Raw genomic sequence first — 22378 nt, 5'->3', positions numbered from 1 at the left:
TCCCTTCAACCCGCAAGCCTCAACATACCCGACCTTCGGCTCATCCCCGGGAGTGATGCACCGCGCCTGCCTCCAACCAAAAACCGAAATCCTGACGCCCGATCAACAACGCGATGAATTATACGGGTTAGGTTTCGCGGAAGGCGCGCGGTGTGCCGTGGAGGCAAAAAATCTTCGGCCCAACCGTGATTTTCTCGAAGCCTTTTCAGTGGGTCCGCAGGCTCATGCGTTGACCGGGTTCGGCTGGACCGAAATCGAAACTTTGGACAGCGACCTTGCAAGCGGCCATTTCGAAGGGCGTTTCCTGGTCCACGATTCGATCGAGGCGGGAATCCACCTTGCTACCGAAGGGATCAGCGCCGATCCGGTGTGCTGGTTGCAGACCGGTTTCGCCAGCGGGTTTGCCAGTACATTTGCTGGACAGTCGATAATCATGCGCGAAATCGAGTGTCAGGGGATGGGTGATCCGGTCTGCGTGCTCCATGCTAAACCAGAATCCGAATGGTCCGGCCTGGAGGATACGGAAAGGGCCGTGGTTCCGCTCGTGTCGGCTGGAGGTCAATGCCCAGAAACTGACTTTGTCGCCGGCGTATCTGCGGGCTTTCACGCAGTACGTAATCTAATCGAGCGGGCGGCGGGAACCGACGCCAGTCTGCTGTTCCTGGGGGAAACCGGCGTCGGCAAGGAGGTGTTTGCCAAGATGGCCCACCAACTTAGCCTTCGTCGAGATGCGCCTTTTGTCGCTCTGAATTGTGCTGCGATTCCTGAAGGTTTGATCGAAGCGGAACTATTTGGCGTGGCCAAGGGGGCTTTTACAGGAGCCGTGGCCAACCGGCTGGGGCGCTTCGAACTCGCCAACGGCGGCACGCTGTTTCTTGACGAGATTTCGATGCTCTCGCCATTGGCCCAAAGCAAAGTTTTGCGGGCAGTTCAGGAGGGCGAATTCGAACGGGTAGGAGACACCAAGACAATCCATGTGAATGTCCGCCTTATCGCCGCGTCGAATATTGATCTAGAGGCTGCTATGGCTGCGGGTGCCTTCCGGCCCGATCTGTATTTCCGCCTTTCTACGCTTCCGATACGTGTTCCGCCCTTGCGGGAGCGCAGGGAAGATATTCCGCGTCTGATGGAACATTTCCGGGCCAAATATGCCAAGCGCCACAGGCGTGCGGTTCAAGGTTTCACAGCGCGCTCGATTAACGCGCTGCTGATGCATGATTATCCGGGAAATGTGAGGGAATTGGAGAGAATGGTAGAGCGCGCCGTTCTCCTTGCCGACGAAGCTGGTGCTATTGACTTGGGGCATATTTTCATCGGGTCTGATCGGCTGCACGTCAAAAGCGGACTTGCTTTGAACGAGAAGGGCCACCTCTCGGAGCGGATGCGCAGCAGGAAGAGACACTATCGATCGAGCAGCTTGCTGGCTTGATGCGTCAAAAGGGTGAAACGCTTGCGTCGATAGAACGTGTCATCGTACAGGCTGCAGTTGAAGCCACTGGTGGCAACGTTGCTCAAGCGGCCAGAGATTTGGGGCTGACACGTCGGCAACTTGCCTTCAAGCTCGAGAAAATGCACCGACCCGACTGATGCTGCTGTTGACGCTTCTTAACCAATTGTATAATGTGCAATGGTAGATACATATTAGAATAGATTTTAGGGTATGGATGTGTCCATCGAACTGGGAGGTAATAATTGCGATCGGTAGCGATAGTAGGTGCCAATCTCGCTGGTGGGCGAGCGGCAGAGGCGCTGCGGCAGGCTGGATTCGACGGTCGGATATCGCTGATCGGTGAGGAGCCTTTGAGGCCCTACGAACGGCCGCCTTTATCAAAGGAGTTCCTTTGGAATACTTCCCAAGCTCCAGCCAATTTTTTCCTGCAGGATGAAGAATGGTACGCCCAGAACAGGATCGATCTGCTGCTTAATACACGGGTCGAATCACTGGATTTGACCGGGGGCGGAGTGCGCCTGGCGGGCGGGCAGATGGTCATCGCTGACAAGGTACTGCTAGCGACCGGTGGACACGCCCGCAAGCTCAACTTAGCAGGCGCTGAATGCTCCAACGTGCATTATCTGCGCACTTGTGAAGACGCCGCCAGAATGGCCGTCGATCTTCGGCCGGGGGCGCGGGTCGTCATCGTGGGGATGGGCGTGATTGGCGCTGAAGTGGCCGCTAGTGCGATCAAGCTGGGCTGTGATGTGACCGTAGTTGAGCCGTTGGCGGCGCCGATGGAGCGGGCGCTTGGCAAGCGGTTCGGGCAGTGGCTCGGCAATGAGCACCGCAAGCGAGGCGTCAAAACTCATTTCAACCGAGGCGTAACGGGATTCAAATTCGCGAACGAGCGTGTCTCCGCTGTCGAGATAGACGACGGCACTCTCATCCCCTGCGATGCTGTCGTTGTCGGAGTGGGGATCATTCCCGCAACGTCTCTTGCGATTGACGCAGGTTTGACAGTGAACAACGGGATCGTTGTCGATCGTCGATGCCAGACCAGTAATCCGGCGGTATTTGCCGCAGGTGATGTGGCCGAGCAGGATGGTTTTTTTGGCGGACGCTTCCGGCAGGAAACATATCAGAACGCGGTCGACCAAGCTCAGGCTGCAGCCTTGGCTATGCTGGGCCATGAGGTCGCTTACTGTAAGCCGATGTGGTATTGGAGCGATCAGTTCGATTTGAACATTCAGTTTTCGGGACAAATTCCGGTGCAGGCAGAAATCGTCGTTCGCGGGGATATCGAAAGCAACGCTTTCGTTGCTTTCTTCCTGTCAGACAAAATCATTGACGGCGTCCTCACCGTCAACAGGGCCGCTGATATGGGGATAGGCAAGCGACTTGTCGAACGTCGGTTGAGCGCCGGCGCGGATCGGCTAGGCGATACAGGCGTGTCTTTACGCGAATTGCTCCAGCAGGCAGCTTAGCCATTTTTTGGCTAAGCTGAGGGTTCTTATCCGATCCCTCCGCCTGCAACGAATAGAGTCTGCCCGGTGATATAGGACGCTTCCTCAGAGGCGAAAAAGCAAATTGCTGCGGCGAGTTCCTCGGGTTCGCCGAACCGGGCCATTGGGGTGTCGCGCACGGTCTGCTCCATGACCTTTACAAAGCCTGATTTCACAGCATCGGTCATCGGAACAGGATCGCGTGGCGTTACACGCGTCACATTGACACCGCCCGGCGCAACGCAGTTGATGCGAACTCCGCTCGTTTCCAGTTCAAGCGATAAAGCGGCAGTCAATGCAGCGACCCCACCCTTGGCCGCAGCATAAGGCACCCGGTTTACGCCGCGCGTGGCGACAGAACCGATGTTGACAATGGAACCGCGCCCGGCTGCCAACATAAAGGGTAAAACGGCGTGGCAGGACCAAAGAGTCGGCCACAATGACCGGTTTATTTCAGCTATGATCTCGTCTGATGTATAGTCCCAGTAGGGTTTGGCCCAAATAGTACCGCCAACGTTGTGAACCGCCACATCGATTCTTCCGAAGCGATCGGCAACCAGCCGGTACAGTTCGACGGCCCCCTCGCAAGTCTCTAGGTCGAAGTTGGCGGCGTGGACATTCGCGCCACTGGTCTGCAGCCGTTCGACCGCAGCCCGCGTAGCCTCAACGGCGCGGTCGGCGACGATTACGATCGCACCCTCTTCCGCCATGCGTGTGGCGGTCGCTAGCCCGATCCCCTGCGCTCCACCCGTCACGACTGCGACTTGTTTATCGAACCGTCTTGTCGAAGTCATAATTAGGGCGTCCATCCTTAGCGAGCTCACGCAACGAACCGAAAAGCCGTATCGCGCTGCCCTTGTTTATCCTCTCGCCTTGTGTCATGCAAGGCAAAGCATTACACAATGAATAACGTCCAGCAGCTCGGCTGCATCATCGGACCAAATGTTAGGAGAGCCACGAAGATGACCCATAGACTTATGACCCCTAGTGAGGTGACAGGTGCGTGGGCGATTATTCCCACTCCGGCGAAGGATAATGCGTCGGATTGGAGAGCGACGAATACCGTAGATCTCGATGAAACTGCTCGCGTTGTAAATGGCCTGGTAGAGGCGGGTATAAACGGGATACTCAGCATGGGGACGCTTGGCGAAGCGGCGACTATGACTCACGGGGAAAAGCTCGATTTCATAAAGGCGCTGGTTGATGCCGCAGCCGGTCGAGTGCCAATATTGTCGGCACAACCTGTCTCAATACCCGCGATACCGTAACATTGACCCGGCAAGCACTAGAGCTCGGTGCGGATGGTACAATGCTTGGAGTTCCTATGTGGTGCGCGCCAAGTCTTGAGGTTGCAGTCCAGTTCTACAAGGATGTCGCTGAAGCCGTACCAGAGATGAACATAGCGATCTATGCCAATCCCGAAGCCTTCAAATTCGAATTTTCGCGCTCCTTCTGGGGTCAGGTGGCTGATATTCCTCAGGTCGTAACAGCGAAATATATCGGTGTCGGCAATCTACTGGCAGACCTTGCAACGATCCGGGGCCGCATAAAGCTATTGCCGATCGACTTCGACTACTATGCTGCGGCCCGCATGGACGATTCGATCGACGCATTCTGGTCGAGTGGTGCTGTATGTTGCCCGTTGGTAACCACTACCTTGCGCGATGTAGTGTTGAACGCGCGCTCGACCGGTAACTGGAAGGAGGCACGTGCCTTTCAGGCGCTGCTCGGTCCTACCGCAGCGCCGCTGTTTCCTAATGGGAGTTTCAAAGACTTCTCAACGTACAACATCGCGCTTGAAAAGGCTCGGATGAATGCAGGTGGGTGGATGAAAGCTGGTCCGGTGCGCCCGCCCTATCATCTATGTCCCGAACCGTTCCTGGAAGGTGCCCGTAAATCGGGCATTATGTGGGCGGATCTCGGCAGAGCGCTCGAAGCCGAGAAATAAGATAAGCGTGATAACTGGGAGAGAGCGATGACCGAAATGAAGTTGTCCTGGCCAAAAAACTACAATGAAGTTCCAAAAGAGGCTTTTGTCCGAGAGGACATATACGCGGAAGAGGTCAAGCGTATCTTCCACGGTACTGAATGGCATCCGGTCGCTCATGAAAGTGAATTGCCTAACGCAGGTGATTTCAAGACATACCGATTGTCGGGTGTGCCACTGCTTATCGGGCGCGACGTCGAGGGCGTGGTGCGGGTGTTTTATAACGCGTGCTCGCACCGCGGCAATCAACTCGAAACGGCGGTCATGGGCAACAAGACCGAATTTGAATGCCCCTATCACCGTTGGCTGTTCGATTCGAAAGGCGATCTGGTCGGCTGTCCGAACCCTCGGGAATTTCTTCCCGGCTTCAACAAAGCAGACTATCCGCTTGCCCAGCCGCGGTTTGACATTTTTTTCGGCCTTGTTTTCGTCACGCTCTCATCAGAAACCGAGCCGCTATTGGCATATCTTGGAGATTCGCAGAATACGTTGCGCGAACTGCTAGCAGGCGATGGGCGTCTCAAACTGCTCGGCTACCAGAAAGTGCGCTATGATACGAACTGGAAGTCGTACACCGACAATGATGGCTATCATGCCCCATTGCTTCATCAGGCGTTCAAGATGCTTAACTGGCAAGGCGGCAACGGTCGCCAGTTTACAGCAACAAAACGCGGCCACATTTGTTTCGAATCTGCGCTTTCTGTGGCAACCGGGCCCACCGTGCTGAAAGACAAATCGCTGATCGAATTCAAAGGGCAGGATCCGGCGGTCGGCTCACGGATCGTTTCTCTCTTTCCCACTTTTGTTTCGACGAAGCATCTTGATGTCATCAATTTGCGTTTTGCGACACCAATCGATGCTGAGACGGTCGAGGTCCACTACGCCTATTTCGCACATCAGGATGACGACGAGGACATGGTTCGGCACAGACTGCGGCAAAGTTCAAACCTGCTGGGGCCATGCGGCCTGATCAGCATGGAAGATGCCTCGATTTTCCATCGCATCCATATCGGAAATCATACGCCCGGCTCTGCCATCTTCCAAAAGGGAGTGCATGACCCTTTGAAGCTGGAATCGGAGTTCCTTCAAAACGACGAGAGCGGCAATCTGCCGCGCTGGGAATATTATCGGTCGGTCATGGGTTTCGAGAGGGCGACGGCATGATAGAGACAGATATGTCGCTTGAAGCGGCGCTCAATGCCGTTCTGCTAGCGGATGCTGACGCGCTTGATAGCAAAGATATGCAGAGATGGCTTGATAATTACGCGGACGAGGAGAATGCGTCGTATTTCTGCCGTTCGGCGGAAAATTCAGAGCACGGACTTGCCCTTGGCCTTATGTACGACGACTGCCGGGCGAGGCTCGAGGATCGCGTCACTTTCGTAAATGACATTTGGGTCGGCACATTTCAGGACTATCGTACACGTCATTTCGTGCAATTGACCAGCTATCATCGAGCCGATACAGCCACTTTGGAAATGCGGTCCAACTTTTCCGTGTTCATGACGCCTAAAGACAGTGGCATCACCCAGGTGCTTGCCGCAGGCCAATATCTTGACAGCGTGCGGCAACAAAAGAATGGCGGGCTGAAGCTATTGTCGCGGCGGGCTGAGCTCGATACCTCTGTGCTTCCACGATATTTGGTCTATCCGATATGACGATCCGGTGACAGGTGTTGCATATTATGCAACACCTGCTATAGCTAAAGCTGTTGAACGACAGCCAAAATTGGGACGCGCGGACCGTAATTGGCCAATTGGCAGACTGGGCGCTAAACTTGATTGGCCGCCCTCATCAACAAGTAAGAATTCGGGAGACGTGGCATGGTTGCGAGTGCTTTTCCAAAAAGCCAGCAAGAATATTTTGAGCAACTTCGCCAACCTCCAGTGCTGGCGCTGCCAACCGCCTTGTTGTTTGTCGCCTCGATGGGCGGTATCGGCTGCGTCTGGTATCTCTCCTTGACGGGGAAGATGCCCATTTGGCTTGGCACCATTGCCAACGGCTTGATCACTTACCTACTTTTCAGCGTAATACACGACGCAGCGCATTATTCTCTCTCGAGAGTAAAATGGCTGAATGAGTCGATTGGGGCGATCGGGCTCTTCTTCTTGTTCCCCTATGCGCCGATGGTGCTATTACGCTGGGTACACAACAAGCATCACAGTTACGCCAATGGTCCACTCGACCCCGATCGCTTCGAGCATGAATCGCCTTGGTGGCAGGTGCCCTTCCGTTGGACGTTTTTTGATGGTGCGTACATCCACTACTTCCTGAAACGAGGCCAGAGCGTTCGCAAGAGACACGGGAAAGAACTCGTCCTGTTCTATAGCGGTTTGCTCTCCTTGTTCGTAGGTGCGCTCTATTTTGGATTTGGTTTTGAACTGTTCATGCTATGGTTCCTGCCCTCGCGCATAACGTTATTCCTGATTGCTGTGGTTTTCGTGATTCTGCCGCACTATCCGGCTATGGTCGCGCAGGACGAGCAGCCCTACATGGCGACAACGATGCGCTATGGATGGGAATGGCTGCTGACGCCATTGCTGGTCTATCAGAATTACCACTTGATCCATCATCTCTATCCGGAAATTCCTTTTTACCGGATGCACAGGGCCTATTTCGTTAAATATGACGAGATCAACCGGCAGGACATCAGCAGGCAGACAGCATTCGGGCTCAAGCCAGAAAACATCGCATCTCATCTAGCCTATCGTCAATCTAGAGACTCGACAATCCAACCGGCGGAATGATGGCGGTCGGCATCCGTGGCTCGGTGACGGAGTGGTCATGGCGCTGGCTTTGAACCGCGTTTGGCTACCGAGCTTGAGGGAGAGCCTCGGCAATACAGGGAGATGCGAAGGGTGGGAATGCTTGAGAATAAGGTCGTTGCTGTGACTGGTGCGGGAGGAGGGATTGGTCGTGAGATCGCGTTGCTTTGCGCTCGCGAAGGCGCCTGCGTTGTAGTCAATGATTTTGGCACTTCCTCTTCGGGCGAAGGCAAGGATGCGGGTCCCGCATCACAAGTGGTTGCCGAGATCGAGGCGGCGGGCGGCAAGGCGTGCGCTAATCTCGCCAGTGTCACTGATTCGTCTGGCGCGGCTTCGATTATCGAGGATGCGGTCAACACCTTTGGACGCATCGACGCCGTGGTGAACAACGCCGGTATCCTTCGCGACCGCATTTTTCACCGAATGAATGAGGCCGAATGGCGCGCCGTGATAGACGTTCATCTGCATGGTAGCTTCCTCGTTTCGCAAGCTGCCGCGCCGCACTTCAAGGAGCAGGGCTCCGGGGCATTCATCCATTTCACGTCAACGTCAGGATTGATCGGCAATTTTGGTCAAGCGAATTACTCCGCCGCGAAGCTGGGCATTGTGGGCTTGTCAAACTCGATTGCGCTCGACATGCAGCGCTTTGGCATACGCTCAAACTGCATCGCGCCCTTTGCCTGGAGCCGAATGATCGGCACGATCCAGGCCGAGACCGAGGACGACAAGCGTCGCGTCGAGCGAATGAAGTCGATGTCGGCGGCAAAGGTCGCGCCGTTTGCCGCATTCCTCGCCAGCGACGCATCGAAAGATGTGAGCGGCCAGATATTTGCGGTTAGAAAGAACGAGATTTTCCTTTTCAGCGTGCCGCGTCCGCTCCGCTCTGTACACCGCTCCGACGGCTGGACCGTCGAGACGATCGCGAGCGAATTGCTGCCTGCGCTTAAGCCCAGCTTCCACCCGCTGCAGAGATCGACAGATATTTTCAGCTGGGATCCTATCTGAGGTGGCGCTCGACCCGGATCGACTGCTACAGCTACCGCCTCAGGAAACCCGGCACAGCTTCACCAAACGTGACACGATCTTATACGCTTTGGGTGTGGGTGCTGATGATTTGCGCTTCGTGTACGAGAAGGGGTTGCAGGCCCTGCCGTCAATGGCAGTGGTACTCGCCTATCCCGGCTTCTTCTGGCAGGATCCTGCTTACGGCATTTCATGGCAGAAGATCCTTCATGGTGAGACCTCGGTTGAACTGTTTGCGACACTTCCCACAGAAGGCGATCTTTTGGGCCGTACATGCATTGATGCCATTTTCGATAAGGGCGTGGACAAGGGCGCGATCATACTTACCTCGCGTCGTATCGAGAATTCTACCGGTATACACCTCGCGACGGTGCGCAATACTCTGCTCCTGCGCGGCGACGGCGGTTTTGGCGGCCAGGCCGATGGCGCTCCTCGCCCCCGTCCGCTCCCGGACGATCGCGCACCTGACCATGTCGTGAAGCTGCCCACCGATGAGAAACAGGCGCTGATCTACAGGCTGTCAGGCGATTATAATCCGCTGCACGCCGATTTGGACGTGGCGCGCGCAGCAGGGTTCCCGCGTCCAATCCTACATGGCCTGTGTACATACGGCATTGCGGGCCGCGCTGTTCTGTCGGCTCTATGCGGTAACGATCCAACGCTGCTTAAGCGGATGGATGTACGCTTCTCGAGCCCAGTCTTTCCGGGGGAGACGATCAGGGTAGAAATTTGGCGTGAGGATGGCGACCGCGCCGCCTTCCGAGCGACTGCTGAGGAGCGCAGTGTGGTCGTTCTCAACAACGGTTATGCGGAGATGGCACCATCATGAACGCCAATTCCGGAATCCTTTCCTATGGCGCCTACATACCTCGCTTGCGGCTGCAACGTTCGGCGATATTCGCGGCCAACGCTTGGTTTGCGGCCGGCCTCAAAGGCCTCGCGATGGGCGAGCGTGCGATTGCCAACTGGGATGAGGACAGCGTCACGATGGCAGTCGAGGCGGCGCGCGATTGCCTCACCGGGTTTGACCGCGGCACAGTCACAGCGCTGTCGCTCGCCTCGACCACCCACCCCTTTGCCGATCGGCTAAACAGCGGCATAGTCAAAGAAGCGCTGACTTTGTCGGACAGCATCTCAGCGCTGGACGTCGCGGGAAGCCAGCGTGCTGGCACATCGTCGCTTATTCAGGCGCTGAACGCCGGAGTAAACGGGGGAACGCAGCTTTGCGTCGCGTCCGAGTTGCGCAAGGCGCGTCCCGCATCAGAAGGGGAACTCGTCCAGGGCGACGCTGCCGCCGCGATACTCGTTGGCGCTGGCGATCCGATTGCGCGCTTTATCGGGTCACACAGTGTGACGCTCGACTTCGTCGACCATTTCCGAGCATCGGGTGCCGACTTCGATTATACGTGGGAAAGCCGCTGGATCCGGGACGAGGGCTACTCCATGCTCCTCGGCGATGCGCTCGCCGCTGCGATCGAAACTCTTGTCGTTGATCCGGCGAAGATCGACCGCCTCCTGATCCCCATCACCGTGCGTGGCGTGCCCGAAGGCCTTGCAAAAAAGCTTGGCGTGCCCGCCGCCGCCGTTGCCGATACCCTTGCGCCGAACGTCGGCGACAGTGGAGTTGCCCATCCGCTGCTGATGCTGGCGGCGGCGCTGGAACAGGCAAGGCCCGGCGAGACGATCATGCTGGTCGGCTTCGGACAGGGTTGCGACGTGCTGCTGTTCGAGACGACCGAAGCCATCGCTAACCTGCCGAGGCGTGACGGCTTTTCCGGCGCGCTTGCGCGCGGCAAGGCGGATGAGAATTACCTGCGCTTCCTGTTCCACCGCGGCCTGCTCGATCTCGACCGTGGCATGCGTGCCGAGGCCGACCAAAAGCAGCCCGGCACAACCTTGTTCCGCAACCGCAAGACAGTGCTTGGTCTGGTCGGCGGGCGCTGCACCAAGACCGGGACCGTCCAGTTCCCGCGCTCGGAAATCAGCGTCAATCCGACCGACCGTGCCATTGGCACGCAGGAAGATTATCCGCTCGCCGAAAAGCAGGCGCGGATCGTCACCTACACCGCCGACAGCTTGACCTATTCGCCTGCCCCGCCGCAATATTATGGCATGATCGATTTCGAGGGCGGCGGGCGGATGTTTACCGAATTCGCCGATGTCGATGCCGAGAGCATCGAGGTCGGCTTGGCGATGAAGATGATGTTCCGCATCAAGGCGGTCGACGAGAAACGCGATTTCATCAAGTATTTCTGGAAAGCCGTGCCGGTGCAGCAACCGGCAGCGGGGGAGTAATCCGATGGCTAAAGGCATCAAGGACAAGGTCGCAATCCTCGGCATGGGGTGCGCGAAGTTTGGCGAACGCTGGGACAAGGACGCCGAGCAGCTCGCCGTCGAGGCCTTTCAGGAAGCCATCGCCGACGCGGGCATCGACACCTCGCAGATCGACGCTGCATGGCTGAGCGTGGCGTTCGACGCGGTCAATATCGGCCCGTCCGGCATCCCGCTCGCCACCGCGCTGCGCCTGCCCAATATCGGCGTCACCAAGGTGGAGAATTATTGCGCCAGCGGCACCGAGGCGTTTCGCGGCGCCGTCTATGCCGTCGCATCGGGTGCCGCCGACATTGCGCTCGCGGTCGGGGTCGAGAAGCTCAAGGATACCGGCTATGGCGGGCTGCCGGTGCGCACGCGCGGGTCGACCTTCGACATGATCGGCGTCACTGGCTCTGCACCCGGCAATTTCGCCCAGCTCGCTGCGGCCTATCGCAACGCGCATGGGGTGTCGAAGGACGACCTCAAGCTGGCGATGGCACATGTTTCGGTAAAGAGCCACGCCAATGGTGCGAAAAACCCTAAAGCACACTTGCGCAAGTTGATCGACATTGACACAGTCATGAACGCGCCGATGATTGCCGATCCGCTGGGGCTTTTCGATTGTTGCGGTGTTTCCGACGGCGCGGCCTGCGCGATCGTCACGACACCCGAGATCGCCCATACGCTGGGCAAGCGGGACCTGGTAACAGTCAAGGCGCTACAAATCGTCACCTCCAACGGGTGGGAGAGCCAGGGCACGGGCTGGAACGGAAGCTATTTCCACACCACGCGTACCGCCGCCGTCAAGGCTTATGCCGAGGCCGGTGTCACCAACCCAAGAGACGAAATCAGCCTAATCGAGGTTCACGACTGCTTCTCGATCACCGAATTAGTAACGATGGAAGACCTTTACATTAGTCCCGAAGGCGAGGGTTGGAAGGACGTGCTCAACGGCTTCTTCGATGCCGACGGCAAGGTGCCTTGCCAAATTGACGGCGGGCTCAAATGCTTTGGCCATCCGATCGGCGCGTCGGGACTGCGCATGATCTACGAGAATTATCTGCAATTGCTCGGGCGCGCGGGCGAACGCCAGCGCAGCACACCGCCAAGGCTCGCCCTGTCGCACAACCTTGGCGGTATGCCCAACCAGAATGTCAGTGCGGTCGCCATCGTGGGCCTTCCGGATGCGTAGTTACCAGGCCGGAACTGCGGCACGCCCGCGCGCTACGCCGGGCTGATCGGCGATGTACCGGCTGCTTGACAGGATGCGCGTGGTCGAGGCGTCATCGTTCGTCGCCTCTCCCACTTGCGGCATGTATCTGGCGCAAATGGGGGCCGAGGTGATCCGCTTTGATCAGATTGGCGGTGGGCCCGATTTCAGGCGCTGGCCGCGCGCGAAGAACGGAGCCAGTCTCTATTGGGAATCGCTCAACAAGGGCAAGAAGTCGATTGCGATCAATCTCGCAAGTGCTGAAGGCCGCGCACTTGCGACCACCTTGATTACCGCGCCAGGGCCAACGGGCGGACTGTTCGTCACGAACTATCCTGTCGAAGGGTTCCTGTCGCATGAACGCCTTTCTGCATTGCGGCCGGACCTCGTCACGCTGCGGATCATGGGCCGCGCCGATGGCGGTCCCGCGCTAGACCACACCGTCAATTGCGCGGTTGGCTTTCCCCAGATCACCGGACCGTCCGGCCTTGGCGATGCGGTGGTCAATCATGTGCTGCCCGCCTGGGATTTGCTGACCGGTGCCTATTCCGCTTTTGCTTTCCTTGCTGCCGAACGCCATCGACGCGATACCGGCGCTGGCCAGGAAGTGCGCGTCCCCTTGGCGGATATGGCGATCGCCAGTGTCGCCAACCTTGGTATGCTTGCCGAAGTGCTCGACAGCGATGCGAACCGGCCACGGCTCGGCAACCAGATATTTGGTGCGTTCGGGCGCGATTTTACAACCACCGACGGCCACCGGCTGATGCTGATGGCGCTTACTGTGCGCCAGTGGCAAGGTCTCGTTGAGGCGCTCGGCATTGCCCAAGGGGTTGCACAGATCGAGGCCGGGCAGGGCGTTTCGTTCGCACGCGATGAAGGTATCCGCTTCGAGCATCGCGATAAGCTGGTGCCGTTGGTCGAGGAGGCGGTCGCCAAGCGCACACTCGCCGATCTTGCCTGCGCGTTCGAACCGCTCGGGGTTTGCTGGAGTCCCTACCAGAGTATGCGGGAAGCTGCCGATGATCCCGATCTGGTCCGTGCCAATCCGATCTTTACCGAGGTCGAGCAGCCAAGCGGTGCACGTTACCCGATACCCGGCGCGCCGGCCACAATCCCAAAAGCCGAACGGCTGCCACCGGCCCGGGCGCCGCGGCTCGGCGAGCATACCGATGAGATTCTCGCCAACGTGCTTGGCCTAAGCTCCGGCGAGGTCGGCAAGCTGCACGACAGCGGCATCGTGGCCGCGGGTTGAGATGGGCTGTTCGGCTTATCCGTCGCTCGAGGCTCTGGTCGACCAGACGGCAGCGGCGCTTGACGCAGCGCGCAGCTTCGCCGCCGACGTTCGTAGCCGGCTCCTGGGCAATGTCGGTGAGGGCGCCGCAGTCAATCCCGCGCTGCTCGATCACCATCAGCATGATGCCCATGGCTATGCCTGGATTGAAACGACGATCGCCGCGCTCAAAGCGCTGATGGGCTGGGCGGTGGCGGCGCAGGAGCGTGGCGATTTCGGCGAAATCGATGCGCTGATCCTGCGCCTCGCCTTCGCCGACTATCTCAGCCAGCTTGCAGGGGGACTCGCCATCGGCCCCAACGAATATTTTCGGCCCGGGCGAATGGGGCTCGAGGCGTCGGCACGCCGGATGGTGGATGATCCTGCAGTCTGCGCGCTGATCGCGTGCGCGGACGCGCGAAGCCGCGCCAGCCTGATCGCGCTGGTGCGTGCCGGGGCCAGCGTGAACGAGGCGTCCGGCGACGCAGCGCTCGACGAAATCCGCGCTCAGTTTCGACGGTTCACCGCCGAGCGGATCACGCCGTTTGCACATCGCTGGCATCTCGACAACGCGCTGATACCGGACGCGCTGATCGCAGAGCTCGGCGCACTCGGGACGTTCGGCATATGCGTCGATCCCGAATATGGCGGGCTTGGGCTTGGCAAGCTGGAAATGTGCGTCGTGACTGAGGAACTGAGCCGCGGCTGGATCGGGGCTGGTTCGCTTGGCACGCGTAGCGAAATCGCCGCCGAGTTGATCGGGCTCGGCGGCAGCAAGGCTCAGAAGGCCCGCTGGATGTCGGGCCTGGCAAGCGGCGAGATTCTGCCAACCGCGGTGTTCACAGAGCCCGGTGCCGGGTCCGACCTTGCCAGCCTGACCACGCGCGCGGTGGCGGCGCCCGACGGGAGCTGGCGCATCTCAGGCGCCAAGACCTGGATCACCCATGCCGCACGTACCGATCTGATGACCATGCTCGCACGCACCGGCGGCGAGGGCCATCGTGGGCTCAGCATGTTCCTGCTCGCCAAGCCGCGCGGTAGCGAGACCGACCCGTTCCCTGGTCCTGGTCTCGCCGGAAGCGAGATCGCGGTCCTGGGCTATCGTGGTATGCGCGAATATGAGCTGAGTTTCGATGGCTTCGAGGCATCCGCTGAGAGCCTGCTCGGGAACGTTGAGGGCGAAGGCTTTCGCCAACTCATGCGCACCTTTGAAGGCGCACGCATCCAAACTGCTGCGCGCGCGGTCGGCGTTGCCTGGCGTGCGTACGAGCTCGGGATCGATTACGCCCTTGCGCGCAACCAGTTCGGACGCCCGCTGGTCGACTTCCCGCGGGTTGCCGACAAGCTCGTTGCGATGCTTTTCGAGACGGTGGCTGCCCGCGAACTGGCCTATGCTGCGGCGCGCACCAAAGACGCCGGCGGACGCAGCGACGTAGAGGCAGGGATGGCGAAGCTGCTTGCCGCGCGGGTTGCCTGGACCAACGCCGACGCGAGCCTGCAGATCCACGGGGGCAACGGATATGCGCTGGAAACCGAGATCAGCCGCATCCTGTGCGACGCGCGCATCCTCTCTGTGTTCGAAGGCGCGGCCGAGATACAGGCGCACATTATCGCACGTGGTCTCCTCGAGCGCGGGACCGCAGAACGATGACCGAGGCGTATGAGGCGATCCGGGAAGAGGTTGCCAAGTTGTGCGCCGACTTCCCGGGCGAATATTGGCGCGCGAAGGACAAGGACCGCGCTTATCCGGGCGAGTTTGTCGAGGCGTTGAACAGCGCGGGTTATCTCGCCGCGCTGATCCCGGAGGAATATGGCGGTGCCGGGCTGCCGCTTTCGGCGGCCGCAGCGATCTTGGAGGAAATCCACCGCTCGGGTAGTAATGGGGGCGCCTGCCATGCGCAAATGTACATCATGGGCACGGTGCTCCGCCATGGATCGCAGGCGCAGAAGGCCGAGTATCTGCCCGGAATTGCCAGCGGCGCGCTGCGGCTCCAGGCATTCGCCGTGACCGAACCGTCAAGCGGCACCGACACCTTGTCTATCACGACTTTCGCGCAGCGCGACGGCAATCGCTACATTGTGAACGGGCAGAAAATATGGACGTCCCGCGCCGAGCATTCGGACTTGATGCTGCTGCTCGCTCGTACGACCCCCCGCGACCAGGTCGAAAAACGCACCGATGGCCTTTCGGCCTTCCTCGTCGATATGCGTGAAGCACACGGGAAGGGCATGTCGATTCGTCCTATCGACACCATGATGAACCATTCGACGACCGAAATCTTCTTCGACGATGTGGCCATCCCTGGCGCCAATCTGATCGGCGAGGAGGGCAAGGGCTTCCGATACATCTTGTCCGGGATGAATGCCGAGCGGATACTGATCGCTGCCGAATGCGTTGGCGATGCCAAATGGTTCATAGACAAGTCCGCCGCCTATGCCAGGGAAAGGTGCGTTTTCGGGCGGCCGATCGGACAGAATCAAGGCATTCAGTTCCCGATCGCCCGCGCCTATGCGCAGATGCGCGCCGCGGAGTTGATGGTTCACGACGCGCTGCGCCGCTACGAGGCGGGCGAGAACCCCGCAGCTGAAGCCAATATGGCGAAAATGCTCGCGGCCGAGGCAAGCTGGGCCGCGGCCGAGGCCTGTGTCCAAACGCATGGTGGCTTCGGCTTCGCCGCCGAATATGATATCGAGCGCAAGTTCCGCGAGAACCGCCTTTATCAGGTCGCGCCGATCTCGACGAATCTCATCCTATCCTATCTCGCCGAGCATGTCCTTGGCCTGCCAAGGGCCTATTGATGGCGAGGGTCGCACGATGAGCCAACGCTGGAACGATTGGCTCGGGAAGCCTTTGCGTACGCACGACATGGTTTCGCAACCGGCGGTGAACCGCTTCGCCGCGCTGCTCGACGTGCCGCAACCCATTGGCGCGGATGCGCCCCACGGCTTCCATTGGTGCCTGTGCTTGCCGGATGCGAACATGGCCGATATCGACAGTGACGGGCATCCCGTGCGGGGCGCGTTCCTCCCGCCGATCGCGCTCCCGCGACGGATGTGGGTGGCGAGTGATGTCAGTTTCCATACCCCGCTTCAGATCGGCGCGCAGATCGAACGTGTTTCGACGGTAATGTCGGTCGCTGAAAAGGACGGGAGCGCGGGCAGCCTTGCGTTCGTTGAGGTCGATCACGTCACCAGCGCGGGTGGAACCGTCGCGATCCGCGAGCGACAGACGATCGTCTATCGTGAAGCGGTGGGATCCGTCCAGGCGACGGCCAATACGGGGGGAGCACGGCCCGATCTATCAAACTGGACCTGGCACCGGCACATGGTCCCGAACGAGGTGCTGTTGTTCCGCTATTCGGCGTTAACCTTTAATAGCCACCGCATCCACTATGACCTTCCCTATGCGACGGCGGTTGAGGGCTATCCCGGCCTAGTGGTACAAGGGCCGCTGACGGCAAGCCTGCTGCTCGATTTGTGCGTGCGTGAACTCGGCTCGGACGTACTCACCAGCTTCGCCTTTCGTGCCCGCACGCCCGCTTTCGCGGGGCCTGAAATGCATCTTGTGGGGCGGCGGGACGGCGGTGAAATCAGTCTTGCCGCAATCGGACACGACGGCCGTACCATTATTTCTGCCTCTGCAACGATACGGTCGTGAATATCAAAAGATGAAAGGAAATGCCGCCATGGCACTCGATCTGGAGACACGAGATCAGTTGATCGGCACCATTCGCCGTTTTGTTAGCGAACGGCTGCGGCCGATCGAGGCAAAGGTCGCCGAGGCGGATGAGATCCCGAACGAGGTGATTGATGAAATGCGCCAGCTCGGCTTGTTCGGCCTGTCGATCCCGGAGGAATTCGGCGGGCTGGGGCTGTCCATGGAAGATGAAAGTCTCGTCGCGCTTGAGATCGGTCGTACCAGCCCGGCATTCCGCTCGGCCTTCGGCACCAATGTTGGCATCGGCAGCCAGGGCCTCGTGATGTTCGGCAATGATGAGCAGAAGCACCGCTGGCTTCCGGGAATCGCGAGCGGAGAGATCATCACCAGCTTCGCGCTGACCGAGCCTGAGGCCGGCAGCGATTCTGGCTCGGTCAGGACACGCGCGCGGCGCGAGGGTAACGAATATGTTCTCGACGGATCCAAGATCTATATCACCAATGCCGACAAGGCCGGTCTGTTCACGGTGATGGCGCGGACCAACCCGGATGAAAAGCGCGGGGCAGGCGTCACCGCTTTCCTTGTACCCAGTGAATTGCCGGGGTTGGGCGTCGGGCCGCCCGAGCGCAAGATGGGCCAGCAGGGCGCGCATATCTGCACGGTCAACTTCGACGGCGTGCGTGTCCCCGCGGCGAACCGCCTCGGCGAGGAGGGAAGCGGGTTCCGTGTGGCGATGCAGGTGCTCGACCGCGGCCGGCTGCACCTCTCGGCTTTGTGCGTCGGCGTGGCCGAGCGGCTGATCTCCGATTGCGTCGCCTTTGCCTCCGAACGGCGCCAGTTCGGCAAGCCTATCGCCGAGTTCCAGCTCGTCCAGGCGATGATCGCAGATTCCAAAACCGAGGCGCTGGCCGCGCGAGCGCTAATGCTTGAGACCGCGCGCAAGCTCGACGCCGGCGAGAGTATCACACTGGAGGCGGCCGCTTCAAAATTGTTTGCGTCTGAAATGGTCGGCAGGGTTGCCGATCGCGCGGTGCAGATCTTCGGCGGCGCCGGATATGTCGCCGGTCACGGTATCGAGCGCTTCTATCGCGACGTGCGCATCTTTCGTATATACGAGGGCACTTCTCAGATTCAGCAATTGGTGATCGCGCGCGAGACCCTGAAGCGCGGCGGTTGAGCTGGTCTTGCCCTGTCTTGAACAGGACCAGGCAGAGAAGGGTGCGGCGTATGTGGTGCAGTCGAGGGCCTACTTGGGGCATATGGACCGTGGACACGAAGGTATCTTGACCATGCGGAGCAGCATCACACTGCTTTTCGTGCCTGGCGACCGGCCCGAGCGTTATGCGAAGGCGGCCACCTCGGGCGCGGATGCTATTATCATCGACCTTGAGGATGCGGTTGCTCCCGCCAATAAGGTGCAAGCCCGTACAGCACTTTGCCACGTCGTCGCCTTGCCCGCTGACATGGATATTTTTGTGCGTGTAAACGCAGTCAATACCCCATGGCACGAAGAGGATCTGGCGGCGATCGCATCGCTTCCCCTGTCCGGGTTGATGCTCGCCAAGACCGAGTCCGCGCATGACGTCGAGCAGGCTTCCGAAGTGGTCGCGGGCCAGCCGGTCATCGCCTTGCTCGAAACGGTGCTTGGCTTGTCGAGGGCGCGAGAGATATCCGCCTCCGCCTGCGTGCGGCGCCTGGCGTTCGGCAGCATCGATTATTGCGCGGATATCGGCGCCGCGCATCGGCGCGAGCCGCTGCTGGCGGCGCGCAGCGAGATTGTACTCGCCTCGCGTCTGTCATCCTTGCTTTCGCCAATCGACGGCGTGTGCACGTCGCTGGGCGAAGAAGCGCTGCTGGAAGATCACGCGCGTTATGCCTTGGATCTTGGGTTCGGCGGCAAGCTCTGCATCCATCCCAGTCAGATTGCGCCGGTGCGAAACGGCTTCGCCCCCACACGGGAGGAGCTGGCTTGGGCGCAAAGGATATTGGCTACAGGTGAGGATGGCGCGACTTCCGTGGATGGAACCATGGTCGATGCCCCGGTCAGGGTCCGCGCCCGCCAAATCCTGCGGCGCGCCAATCGTGCGGGCACGGCTATTCAGGAAGAAGCATCATGAACAATTCAGAGGGTCTGTGGAAAGCGGACGCCGGCGAGAATCGTGGCGACCAGTCGCCTGCTGGTCTGACAGATGCTTGCTCGGCACAACTGTGGCGGGCGGAATGGGAGCGCCGCCGCATTGCGCCGCTTAGCTCCGCTCACCCCAGGCTGTCGGAGGACGACATCTATGCAATTGCCGCGCGCACCTTCCAGAGGCGCGACCGACAGAAGATCGGTTTCAAGCTGGGCTACACTAGCGCCGAGATGCGCGCGCAGATGGGCATTAACGACCCCAATTTCGGCGTGCTGACAAAGGATCTGCTCGTGTCCGAAAGAACGGGTCGGGTAGATAGCGAAAACCTGTTCCATCCCCTGATCGAGCCTGAAATCACACTGCGTGTGGGGCGCGACGTCCATGGCCCCGATCAGACGCGCGTTAGCATCAGCTATGCGGTGGTTTCCGCAATTGCGAGCCTCGAAATCGTGCATACCCGCTATCAGAGCTATTGCTTTTCCGCGGTCGACAATATCGCGGATAACAGCTCGAGCGCGCGGGTGGTGCTCGGCCGCCTCGATCATTCCGGTCGCTCGATGACCTGCGCCTGTGCGCCGTGCTAATGTCGTCGAAAGGCGCGACGATCGCTCATGGGATCGGCGCGAACGCGCTCGGGGATCCGCGCGCGGCGCTCGCCTGGCTCGCCAATTTCCTGGGGCAGCGCGGCGAATGTATTCCCGCCATGAGCATCATAATGACGGTCGGGCTCTCACGCGCCCACGCCGCCCAAGAAGGAGATACAGTCACTGGTGAGTTTACCCTGCTGACATTGTTTCGGCCATTTTCTGATGTGGCCGTCAATGCCGGTCGAAACCAAGAAGGGATCCTGTCGATGGATTTGAAGCTAAGCGGCAAAACTGTGGTGCTGACGGGTGCTAGCAAGGGCATCGGGCTAGCGGCGCTCCGGACTTTTGCCATGGAAGGTGCCCGGGTGATTGCCGCTGCGCGTGCAAGCCCGGCTTTGGAGGTGGAGGTCGCCGCGTTGCGCAAGGCAGGGCATGACGTAATTGCATGCCCCTGCGATATTACACGCGATGACGATGTGCAAAATCTGATCGAGACCGCGCAGCGTTATGCGGGGCGCATTGACGTGTTAGTCAATAATGCCGCTGGTAAACTACCCGCTGGCGACTTTATGGCGATCTCCAGCCAGGAATGGCTGGATGGTTGGAATGAGAAACTGCAATGCTACATCCGCACCGCCCAGGCGGTGTTCCCGCTCATGCGCGATCAGGGCGGCGGTCGCATCGTCAACGTCGTTGGTGCTGCTGCGCGAAACCCGAAAGCGTCTTACATGGCGGTCGGCGTCACAAACGCCGGATTGATCAACTTTACGAAGTCGCTGGCGGATCATGGCGCGCCGCATGGCATTCTTGTTGCCGGGGTAGCGCCTTCGGGGGTTATGACGGATCGCTGGCGACGCCTGATCGAAAAGCGCGCCGAAGGCGAAGGCAAGACGCCCAAAGCGCTACAGGCGGAAATGGACGCAACCTTCCCGCTCGGGCGAATGGCTGATCCTGAGGAAGTCGGCGATGTCATTTGCTTCGTGGCGTCGCCCCGGGCCTCATATATTTCTGGCAGCATCATCACGGTAGACGGAGCCTCGACGACTGGCGTATTCAATTAGAAGACCTGGGCACCTCCATCAACCCGTTGATCTGAGCGGACTTGAGCGTTCAGCGCAGGATTTGGCATGATTGGGGCCGCTTGGGTCTCCATTCTGATGGCTTTTGTTGGCATTGCCGTCTTTCAGGCGCAGCTATCCCGTCGCTACCCGTCGTTCATGGAAGATGAGTCGGTGCATGTTGTAGACGAGGGGGGCGTGGGTGATCTTGGCTTCGGCGCGCTAGATGCCGATGGTGCGGATGAACAGCCCCATCTGGTCTTTCTGCCGGGCGAACACATGTTCGACGCGGGCGCGGATTTTCGATTTGGCGGCGTTGGCTCTGGTGGTGCGTTCGGGCATCGGCTTGCCGCGTGGCTTCTTGCGATGGATTCGGCTGACCCGGCTCTGCCGCTTGAGCCATGCCTCGTTGGCTTGGCTCCGATAGGCCGTGTCGGCCCAGACATCGGAGGCGGTGTTGTCGCTGGTGACTACATCACGCAGCATTTGTCCGTCGAAGCGCGCTGCGTCGGTGACCTTGCCCTTGCGGATGAAGCCGAAGGTCCGGCAGATCGACACGCTGCTCTTGTAGCCGAAGCTCGGGATGGCGATGTCGATGCCCGGCTTGCCGTTCGCCAAGGGTTTGGCCTTTGCGAACTTGAGCGTCCAGCGTGCGTCGGTGTCCTTCTGCGCCGCCCTGACTGGCTCATCGGGCCAGATCTCGCAGGCCTTCTTGCCCGCCTTGATCGCATCCTTTTCAGGCGCCGTGTTGCGCTGCTTGGGCGCAGCCACCAGTGTGGCATCGACGATCTGCCCACCCACGGCGAGATAGCCGCGTTCCTTGAGCTGGAGACCCGCAAAAACCTGTAGCGTTTACGCGGTCATGGTGATTCACTGATCGGGAGCGATTATGGAGAGCCGTGGTGGATCCGAAGTCCCTGTTCAGTTTGAGCGACCATCTTGAAGCGTTGAGCAAGGAAGGCGGTACGCCTCCGGTGAGGCTTGCTCTTACCCACAAGTGGTCGCGTGCGTGATTCGGCCTGCCGCGCGCCCATTGCCTGGCTGGAATCACCCATGATTCATTCTCCGGCACCTTTAGATAGTGAGGTGCCGGGATGGAACATAGCTGGGTGGACAAGGAAACGGCCGAGACCAATTTGGGTGACGCGCGGCTGAACCGACGACTTGGAGCGATGCTTGAAGCACTTGAACAGCGCCCTGGGCAATCTCTGCCGACGGCTTTTCAGGACTGGTCGAATACTAAGGCCGCCTACCGGTTCCTCTCGAACGAGAACGTGAGCGAAGACAAGATCCTGGAAGGGCATTTTGCAGCATCCGCCTTGCGCATTCAGGCAACCGAAGGTCCGATCCTCATCTTGCAGGACACCACCGAATTCAATTTCAAGCGCGCGGATCCGGATAAGATCGGATTTACGAAAAGCTCGACTGGTCGCAAGTT

20 protein-coding genes and 1 pseudogene are annotated in these 22378 nt (G+C 59.4%); 19 read left to right on the top strand and 2 right to left on the bottom strand.

Annotated elements, in window-relative coordinates; genetic code table 11:
* On the top strand, positions 1-1429 hold a 1429-nt coding region (locus tag SxD43FB_RS20345; RefSeq protein ID WP_255245829.1), incomplete at its 5' end, for a sigma 54-interacting transcriptional regulator.
* Positions 1430-1692: 263 nt separating this feature from the next.
* On the top strand, positions 1693-2919 hold the full coding sequence (locus SxD43FB_RS20340; RefSeq protein ID WP_088189917.1) for an FAD-dependent oxidoreductase: 1227 nt from the start codon (positions 1693-1695) through the stop codon (positions 2917-2919).
* Positions 2920-2945: 26 nt separating this feature from the next.
* Here SxD43FB_RS20340 and SxD43FB_RS20335 read toward each other — a convergent pair whose 3' ends face one another.
* Positions 2946-3731: a 1,6-dihydroxycyclohexa-2,4-diene-1-carboxylate dehydrogenase gene (locus tag SxD43FB_RS20335; protein ID WP_096063730.1), complete on the bottom strand. Its 786-nt coding sequence runs from the start codon at positions 3729-3731 to the stop codon at positions 2946-2948.
* A 168-nt stretch (positions 3732-3899) separates the two neighbouring features.
* Between SxD43FB_RS20335 and SxD43FB_RS20330 the strand changes: the two are divergent.
* The 16 genes and pseudogenes from SxD43FB_RS20330 (at position 3900) to SxD43FB_RS20255 (ending at position 20943) form a co-directional block, all read left to right on the top strand.
* Positions 3900-4885 (top strand): annotated as a pseudogene (locus tag SxD43FB_RS20330) (dihydrodipicolinate synthase family protein).
* Between the two features lie 27 nt (positions 4886-4912).
* A complete protein-coding gene (locus SxD43FB_RS20325; RefSeq protein ID WP_096063727.1) occupies positions 4913-6088 on the top strand; it encodes an aromatic ring-hydroxylating dioxygenase subunit alpha in 1176 nt (391 codons plus the stop codon).
* The gene (locus tag SxD43FB_RS20320) at positions 6085-6582 is read left to right on the top strand and encodes an aromatic-ring-hydroxylating dioxygenase subunit beta (RefSeq protein ID WP_096063726.1); all 498 of its coding nucleotides are present in this window, start codon (positions 6085-6087) and stop codon (positions 6580-6582) included. The genes SxD43FB_RS20325 and SxD43FB_RS20320 overlap by 4 nt, the downstream gene beginning before the upstream one ends.
* A 165-nt stretch (positions 6583-6747) precedes the next feature.
* The gene (locus tag SxD43FB_RS20315; protein WP_096063725.1) at positions 6748-7671 is read left to right on the top strand and encodes a fatty acid desaturase; all 924 of its coding nucleotides are present in this window, start codon (positions 6748-6750) and stop codon (positions 7669-7671) included.
* Positions 7672-7788: 117 nt separating this feature from the next.
* Positions 7789-8694 (top strand): SDR family NAD(P)-dependent oxidoreductase, encoded by a 906-nt coding sequence (locus tag SxD43FB_RS20310; protein WP_096063724.1) that lies wholly within the window; start codon positions 7789-7791, stop codon positions 8692-8694.
* Between the two features lies 1 nt (position 8695).
* Positions 8696-9541 carry a MaoC family dehydratase gene (locus SxD43FB_RS20305; protein ID WP_088189912.1) on the top strand — a complete coding sequence of 282 codons (846 nt, stop codon included), beginning with the start codon at positions 8696-8698 and terminating at the stop codon, positions 9539-9541.
* Positions 9538-11007, top strand: coding sequence for an OB-fold domain-containing protein (locus SxD43FB_RS20300; protein ID WP_096063723.1), 1470 nt, complete (start codon positions 9538-9540; stop codon positions 11005-11007). The genes SxD43FB_RS20305 and SxD43FB_RS20300 overlap by 4 nt, the downstream gene beginning before the upstream one ends.
* Positions 11008-11011: 4 nt before the next feature.
* Positions 11012-12217 (top strand): acetyl-CoA acetyltransferase, encoded by a 1206-nt coding sequence (locus tag SxD43FB_RS20295; protein WP_096063722.1) that lies wholly within the window; start codon positions 11012-11014, stop codon positions 12215-12217.
* Positions 12218-12269: 52 nt separating this feature from the next.
* A complete protein-coding gene (locus tag SxD43FB_RS20290) occupies positions 12270-13487 on the top strand; it encodes a CoA transferase (RefSeq protein ID WP_088189909.1) in 1218 nt (405 codons plus the stop codon).
* Position 13488: 1 nt separating this feature from the next.
* The gene (locus tag SxD43FB_RS20285) at positions 13489-15156 is read left to right on the top strand and encodes an acyl-CoA dehydrogenase family protein (protein WP_096063721.1); all 1668 of its coding nucleotides are present in this window, start codon (positions 13489-13491) and stop codon (positions 15154-15156) included.
* Positions 15153-16304, top strand: coding sequence for an acyl-CoA dehydrogenase family protein (locus SxD43FB_RS20280; RefSeq protein ID WP_096063720.1), 1152 nt, complete (start codon positions 15153-15155; stop codon positions 16302-16304). Before SxD43FB_RS20285 ends, SxD43FB_RS20280 begins: the two co-directional genes overlap by 4 nt.
* Before the next feature lie 16 nt (positions 16305-16320).
* The gene (locus SxD43FB_RS20275; protein WP_096063719.1) at positions 16321-17163 is read left to right on the top strand and encodes a MaoC family dehydratase N-terminal domain-containing protein; all 843 of its coding nucleotides are present in this window, start codon (positions 16321-16323) and stop codon (positions 17161-17163) included.
* A gap of 28 nt (positions 17164-17191) precedes the next feature.
* Positions 17192-18340 carry an acyl-CoA dehydrogenase family protein gene (locus SxD43FB_RS20270; RefSeq protein ID WP_096063729.1) on the top strand — a complete coding sequence of 383 codons (1149 nt, stop codon included), beginning with the start codon at positions 17192-17194 and terminating at the stop codon, positions 18338-18340.
* Between the two features lie 7 nt (positions 18341-18347).
* Positions 18348-19280, top strand: coding sequence for a CoA ester lyase (locus tag SxD43FB_RS20265; protein ID WP_255245828.1), 933 nt, complete (start codon positions 18348-18350; stop codon positions 19278-19280).
* Positions 19277-19879 (top strand): hypothetical protein, encoded by a 603-nt coding sequence (locus SxD43FB_RS20260; protein WP_096063718.1) that lies wholly within the window; start codon positions 19277-19279, stop codon positions 19877-19879. Before SxD43FB_RS20265 ends, SxD43FB_RS20260 begins: the two co-directional genes overlap by 4 nt.
* On the top strand, positions 19879-20943 hold the full coding sequence (locus SxD43FB_RS20255; protein ID WP_096063717.1) for an SDR family oxidoreductase: 1065 nt from the start codon (positions 19879-19881) through the stop codon (positions 20941-20943). Before SxD43FB_RS20260 ends, SxD43FB_RS20255 begins: the two co-directional genes overlap by 1 nt.
* A gap of 219 nt (positions 20944-21162) precedes the next feature.
* Here SxD43FB_RS20255 and SxD43FB_RS20250 read toward each other — a convergent pair whose 3' ends face one another.
* On the bottom strand, positions 21163-21741 hold the full coding sequence (locus SxD43FB_RS20250; protein WP_206378075.1) for a transposase: 579 nt from the start codon (positions 21739-21741) through the stop codon (positions 21163-21165).
* A 293-nt stretch (positions 21742-22034) separates the two neighbouring features.
* On the opposite strand from SxD43FB_RS20250, the gene SxD43FB_RS20245 reads away from it, so the two are divergent.
* The coding region (locus SxD43FB_RS20245) for a transposase (protein WP_141249563.1) at positions 22035-22378 on the top strand (344 nt) is incomplete at its 3' end.

Origin of the sequence: Sphingobium sp. D43FB (genome assembly GCF_002312805.1) — a bacterium.
Taxonomy (GTDB): domain Bacteria; phylum Pseudomonadota; class Alphaproteobacteria; order Sphingomonadales; family Sphingomonadaceae; genus Sphingobium.
This window is presented reverse-complemented; position numbering and strand designations above follow the sequence as displayed.

Coding starts and splice junctions, on each gene's coding strand:
- SxD43FB_RS20275 (WP_096063719.1), top strand. CDS start 16,321: ATGAGCCAACGCTGGAACGATTGGCTCGGGAAGCCTTTGCGTACGCAC.
- SxD43FB_RS20260 (WP_096063718.1), top strand. CDS start 19,277: ATGAACAATTCAGAGGGTCTGTGGAAAGCGGACGCCGGCGAGAATCGT.
- SxD43FB_RS20310 (WP_096063724.1), top strand. CDS start 7,789: ATGCTTGAGAATAAGGTCGTTGCTGTGACTGGTGCGGGAGGAGGGATT.
- SxD43FB_RS20295 (WP_096063722.1), top strand. CDS start 11,012: ATGGCTAAAGGCATCAAGGACAAGGTCGCAATCCTCGGCATGGGGTGC.
- SxD43FB_RS20320 (WP_096063726.1), top strand. CDS start 6,085: ATGATAGAGACAGATATGTCGCTTGAAGCGGCGCTCAATGCCGTTCTG.
- SxD43FB_RS20280 (WP_096063720.1), top strand. CDS start 15,153: ATGACCGAGGCGTATGAGGCGATCCGGGAAGAGGTTGCCAAGTTGTGC.
- SxD43FB_RS20315 (WP_096063725.1), top strand. CDS start 6,748: ATGGTTGCGAGTGCTTTTCCAAAAAGCCAGCAAGAATATTTTGAGCAA.
- SxD43FB_RS20335 (WP_096063730.1), bottom strand. CDS start 3,731: ATGACTTCGACAAGACGGTTCGATAAACAAGTCGCAGTCGTGACGGGT.
- SxD43FB_RS20285 (WP_096063721.1), top strand. CDS start 13,489: ATGGGCTGTTCGGCTTATCCGTCGCTCGAGGCTCTGGTCGACCAGACG.
- SxD43FB_RS20290 (WP_088189909.1), top strand. CDS start 12,270: ATGTACCGGCTGCTTGACAGGATGCGCGTGGTCGAGGCGTCATCGTTC.
- SxD43FB_RS20270 (WP_096063729.1), top strand. CDS start 17,192: ATGGCACTCGATCTGGAGACACGAGATCAGTTGATCGGCACCATTCGC.
- SxD43FB_RS20300 (WP_096063723.1), top strand. CDS start 9,538: ATGAACGCCAATTCCGGAATCCTTTCCTATGGCGCCTACATACCTCGC.
- SxD43FB_RS20255 (WP_096063717.1), top strand. CDS start 19,879: ATGTCGTCGAAAGGCGCGACGATCGCTCATGGGATCGGCGCGAACGCG.
- SxD43FB_RS20325 (WP_096063727.1), top strand. CDS start 4,913: ATGACCGAAATGAAGTTGTCCTGGCCAAAAAACTACAATGAAGTTCCA.